The sequence below is a fragment of the Actinotalea sp. JY-7885 genome, from assembly GCF_014525465.1.
Taxonomy (GTDB): domain Bacteria; phylum Actinomycetota; class Actinomycetes; order Actinomycetales; family Cellulomonadaceae; genus Actinotalea.
The window spans coordinates 1-4,165 of sequence record NZ_JACEXH010000232.1 but is presented as its reverse complement, the minus strand read 5'-3'; the positions used below and the strand labels follow the sequence as shown (position 1 = coordinate 4,165).

Here is a 4,165-nt window from a genome sequence, read left to right as displayed (position 1 = left end):
CGGCCGGTCGGCCGGCCCGTGCGCCGTCCACCCTCGAGCGGCGGCGCCACCGGGACCTCGCCGGGCGGCTGTTCGCCCGGGCGGCGACCGGCGCCGGCGCGACGATCCTCGTGGTGCTGGCCGCGGTCGCCGGCTTCCTCGTGCTCCGCGCCTGGCCCGCGCTGACGGCCAGCCCGCAGGAGCTGAGCGAGGGCATCCAGTGGTTCCCGCAGGACACCTCGCTCCTCGGCTTCGTCGGGCCCCTGCTCTTCGGCACCGTGCTGGCGGCCGTCGTGGCGCTGGTCATCGCGGTGCCGCTCGCGGTGGGCATCGCGCTCTTCACGTCGCACTACGCGCCGCGGCGCCTCGCGGCGGGCCTCGGGTACGTCGTGGACCTGCTCGCCGCGGTCCCGTCCGTCGTCTACGGCCTGTGGGGCATCGTGTGGCTCGCGCCGCGCCTGCACCCCGTCTGGGACTGGCTCGCGAGCACGCTCGGCTTCATCCCGCTGTTCACCGGGCCCGCGAGCAACCCGCCGCGCACGCTCATGACCGTGGGCGTCGTGCTCGCCGTCATGATCCTTCCCATCATCACGGCCGTGTCCCGCGAGGTCTTCCTCCAGACGCCCCGCCTGCACGAGGAGGCGGCGCTGGCGATGGGTGCGACCCGCTGGGAGATGATCCGGATGGCGGTCCTGCCGTTCGGTCGCTCCGGGATCATCAGCGCCGCGATGCTCGGGCTCGGGCGCGCCCTCGGCGAGACGATGGCCGTGCTCATGATCCTCTCGCCCGGGTTCACGTACTCGCTGCACCTCCTGCAGGCGGGGCAGCACCAGACCATCGCGGCGAACATCGCGAACCAGTTCCCCGAGGCCAACCCGCTGGGCGTCAGCGCGCTCATCGCCACGGGCCTGGCGCTGTTCGTCATCACCCTGGTCGTCAACATGGCCGCGCGCTGGGTCGTCTCCCGGCGCAAGGACTTCTCCGGAGCGAACTGATGGCCACCACCACGCCGACGCCCACCGCCGCCGGCACCCCGACCACGCGTCAGCTGCTCACCACCGCGGACCCGCGCCGTCGCCTGACCGACCGCACGATGACCGTGGTGGTCGGGCTCGCGTTCGCGATCGCGCTGGTCCCGCTGCTGTCCCTCGCGTGGACGGTGGTGAGCAACGGGATCGGGCGCCTCTCGCCGTACTTCCTGTCGGTCTCGATGCGCGGCGTCCACGGCGGCATGGACGCGGGCGGCATCTACCACGCGATCCTCGGCACGGTCCTGATCACCGGCGTGGCAGCGCTCATCTCGGTGCCGATCGGCATCATGACCGCGGTCTACCTCGTCGAGTACGGGCGCGGGCCGCTCGCCCGCGCCGTGACCTTCTTCGTCGACGTGATGACGGGCATCCCGTCGATCGTCGCCGGCCTGTTCGCGTACGCGCTCTTCGCGGTGATCTTCGGGCCGGGCGTGCGCTTCGGCCTGGTCGGCTCGGTCGCGCTCTCGGTGCTCATGATCCCGGTGGTCGTGCGCTCGTCGGAGGAGATGCTGCGGCTCGTGCCCCACGAGCTGCGCGAGGCGTCCTACGCCCTCGGCGTCCCCCAGTGGCTCACGATCGTCAAGGTCGTCCTGCGGACCGCGGCCGGCGGGCTCGTCACGGGCGTCATGCTCGCCGTCGCGCGCGTCATCGGCGAGACGGCGCCGCTCCTGGTCACCGTCGGCGTCATCGACTCCATCAACGCCAACGTCTTCGAGGGCCGGATGATGACGCTGCCGGTGTACGTCTTCCGCCAGTACGCGCAGGGCCTGGTGCCGTGCGCCGAGGGCGCGACCGACTGCATCGCCACGGTCAACATCGACCGGGCCTGGGCCGCCGCGCTCACCCTCATCCTCATCGTCATGGCCATCAACCTGCTGGCCCGCCTCGTCGCGCGGTACTTCGCGCCGCGGGCCGCCCGCTGACCCGGAAGGACGCCCTCGTGGCACAGCGCATCGACATCAAGGACCTCGACGTCTACTACGGCAGCTTCAAGGCGGTCGAGGGCGTCACGATGACCATCGAACCCCGCTCGATCACCGCCCTGATCGGTCCGTCGGGGTGCGGGAAGTCGACGTTCCTGCGCACGCTCAACCGCATGCACGAGGTGCTGCCGGGGGCGCGCGTCGAGGGCAGCGTCCTCATGGACGACGTCGACCTGTACGGGCGTGACGTCGACCCCGTCGCGGTGCGCCGCCAGGTCGGCATGGTCTTCCAGCGGCCCAACCCGTTCCCGACGATGTCGATCGCCGAGAACGTGCTGGCCGGGGTGCGCCTGAACAACCGGAGGATCTCCAAGGGCGACGCGACCGACCTGGTCGAGTCGTCGCTGCGGGGCGCGAACCTGTGGAACGAGGTCAAGGACCGGCTCGGGCGCCCCGGCTCCTCGCTCTCCGGCGGCCAGCAGCAGCGGCTCTGCATCGCCCGCGCCATCGCGGTGAAGCCGCAGGTGCTGCTCATGGACGAGCCGTGCTCGGCGCTCGACCCGATCTCGACGCTCGCGATCGAGGACCTCATGGCCGAGCTCAAGGACGACTACACGATCGTGATCGTGACCCACAACATGCAGCAGGCCGCCCGCGTGAGCGACCGGACGGCCTTCTTCACGATCGAGGGCACGGGCAAGCCGGGCCGGCTCGTCGAGATGGACGACACCAGCACGATGTTCTCCACGCCGGCGCAGCAGGCGACGGAGGACTACATCTCGGGTCGCTTCGGCTGACGCCGGTCGGTCAGCGGGGAGCGGGCTACTCGGCGTCGGGGACGTGGTCCGCGTACTCGGGCAGCGTGCCGTCCAGGACGGGCACGTTGACCGTCGTGCTGCCGCTGACGTCCGACGCCATCATGAGCCGGGCGAACGTGCCCGGGGCGGCGTCGACCGCGGCGATCTCGACCTCCTCGCCGTCCTGGTTCAGCAGGACGGTCTCGCGGGAGCGGACCTCGAACGAGGCGATCTCCTCGCCGTCGAGCGCGAACGTCACCTCGGCGTCGTCGCCGTCGTTGGTCACCGCGCCCACGAGGGCGCCGGGCTCGCCGTCACCGGTGGTCAGGATCACGAGGTTGCCGGCGCGCAGGTCGCCGACCTGCGCCATCACGCCGTCGGACGCCGCGTAGTCGTCCTGCGTCGTGATCGGGTTGGTCGCCGAGCAGGCGCTCAGGGTCAGCGCGAGGGTCACGGAGGCGACCGAGGCGGCGGCCGTGACGACGGCGTGACGGGGGCGGCTGGTCACTCGTGGCTCCTGGGGCAAGACGGCGGGCGTGACGACGGCACGTGCGGGCCGCCAGCCTATCGTCAGGGGCGCTCCCGGCTGGCGCGCGGCCGCGCTACCGGCCCCTGACCTGCGAAAACGGTCCGCGCGGCCCATCCGGGCAGGCGAAAGCCATGGTAAGGTGGGGTTCCGCGAAAGGGGACCCCTCCACATGACCTTCACCGTAGGCGAGACTGTTGTCTATCCGCACCACGGGGCCGCACTGATCGAGGAGATCAAGACCCGCACCATCCGCGGTGAGGCCAAGCTCTACCTCAAGCTCAAGGTCGCCCAGGGCGACCTCACGATCGAGGTGCCGGCGGAGAACGTCGACCTGGTCGGTGTCCGCGACGTCGTCGGCCAGGAGGGCCTCGAGCGCGTGTTCGACGTCCTGCGGGCGCCGTACACCGAGGAGCCGACCAACTGGTCGCGCCGTTACAAGGCCAACCTCGAGAAGCTCGCCTCGGGTGACGTCATCAAGGTCGCCGAGGTGGTCCGCGACCTCTCGCGCCGCGACGCCGACCGCGGCCTGTCCGCCGGCGAGAAGCGCATGCTGGCCAAGGCCCGTCAGATCCTCGTCTCGGAGCTCGCGCTCGCGGAGCACACCGAGGAGGAGAAGGCCGAGGCCATCCTCGACGAGGTCCTCGCCTCCTGAGGCGCACGGACCCGTGCGCACGGTCGCGATCCTCACGGCTGCCGGGAGCGGCACCCGCCTCGGCAGCGACCGACCCAAGGCCCTGGTGCCCCTAGGGGGCGTCCCGCTCGTGGTCCACGCGGCCCGCGCGCTCCTCGGCGCGCTCCCGCTGGACCGGCTCGTGGTGACCGCGCCGCCGGGTGCCGTCGACGACGTCGCACGCGCGCTGGCCGACGCCGGCGTCCCGGGCGCCCGCGGCCGGGCGGCGTCGCTCG

6 protein-coding genes are annotated in these 4,165 nt (G+C 72.0%); 5 read left to right on the top strand and 1 reads right to left on the bottom strand.

The window, feature by feature from the left end:
* From pstC to pstB, 3 genes are all read left to right on the top strand, one after another.
* Positions 1–974 (top strand): phosphate ABC transporter permease subunit PstC (gene pstC / locus IDM29_RS15375; protein WP_375372425.1); only part of this gene is annotated, 974 nt, incomplete at its 5' end.
* Entirely contained in the window at positions 974–1,933 is a 960-nt protein-coding gene (pstA, locus tag IDM29_RS15370; protein ID WP_182113045.1) for a phosphate ABC transporter permease PstA, read from the top strand. The genes pstC and pstA, both read left to right, overlap by 1 nt.
* Positions 1,934–1,950: 17 nt before the next feature.
* The gene (gene pstB, locus IDM29_RS15365; RefSeq protein ID WP_182113046.1) at positions 1,951–2,730 is read left to right on the top strand and encodes a phosphate ABC transporter ATP-binding protein PstB; all 780 of its coding nucleotides are present in this window, start codon (positions 1,951–1,953) and stop codon (positions 2,728–2,730) included.
* Between the two features lie 25 nt (positions 2,731–2,755).
* On the opposite strand, the gene IDM29_RS15360 is transcribed toward pstB, so the two are convergent.
* Positions 2,756–3,238 carry a hypothetical protein gene (locus IDM29_RS15360; RefSeq protein ID WP_182113047.1) on the bottom strand — a complete coding sequence of 161 codons (483 nt, stop codon included), beginning with the start codon at positions 3,236–3,238 and terminating at the stop codon, positions 2,756–2,758.
* A gap of 190 nt (positions 3,239–3,428) precedes the next feature.
* Here IDM29_RS15360 and IDM29_RS15355 point away from each other — a divergent pair, with 190 nt between their 5' ends.
* Both IDM29_RS15355 and IDM29_RS15350 read left to right on the top strand, forming a co-directional pair.
* Positions 3,429–3,911 (top strand): CarD family transcriptional regulator, encoded by a 483-nt coding sequence (locus IDM29_RS15355; RefSeq protein ID WP_182113048.1) that lies wholly within the window; start codon positions 3,429–3,431, stop codon positions 3,909–3,911.
* 13 nt (positions 3,912–3,924) lie between these two features.
* Positions 3,925–4,165: NTP transferase domain-containing protein (locus IDM29_RS15350; protein ID WP_188037740.1), on the top strand; the 241-nt coding region annotated here is incomplete at its 3' end.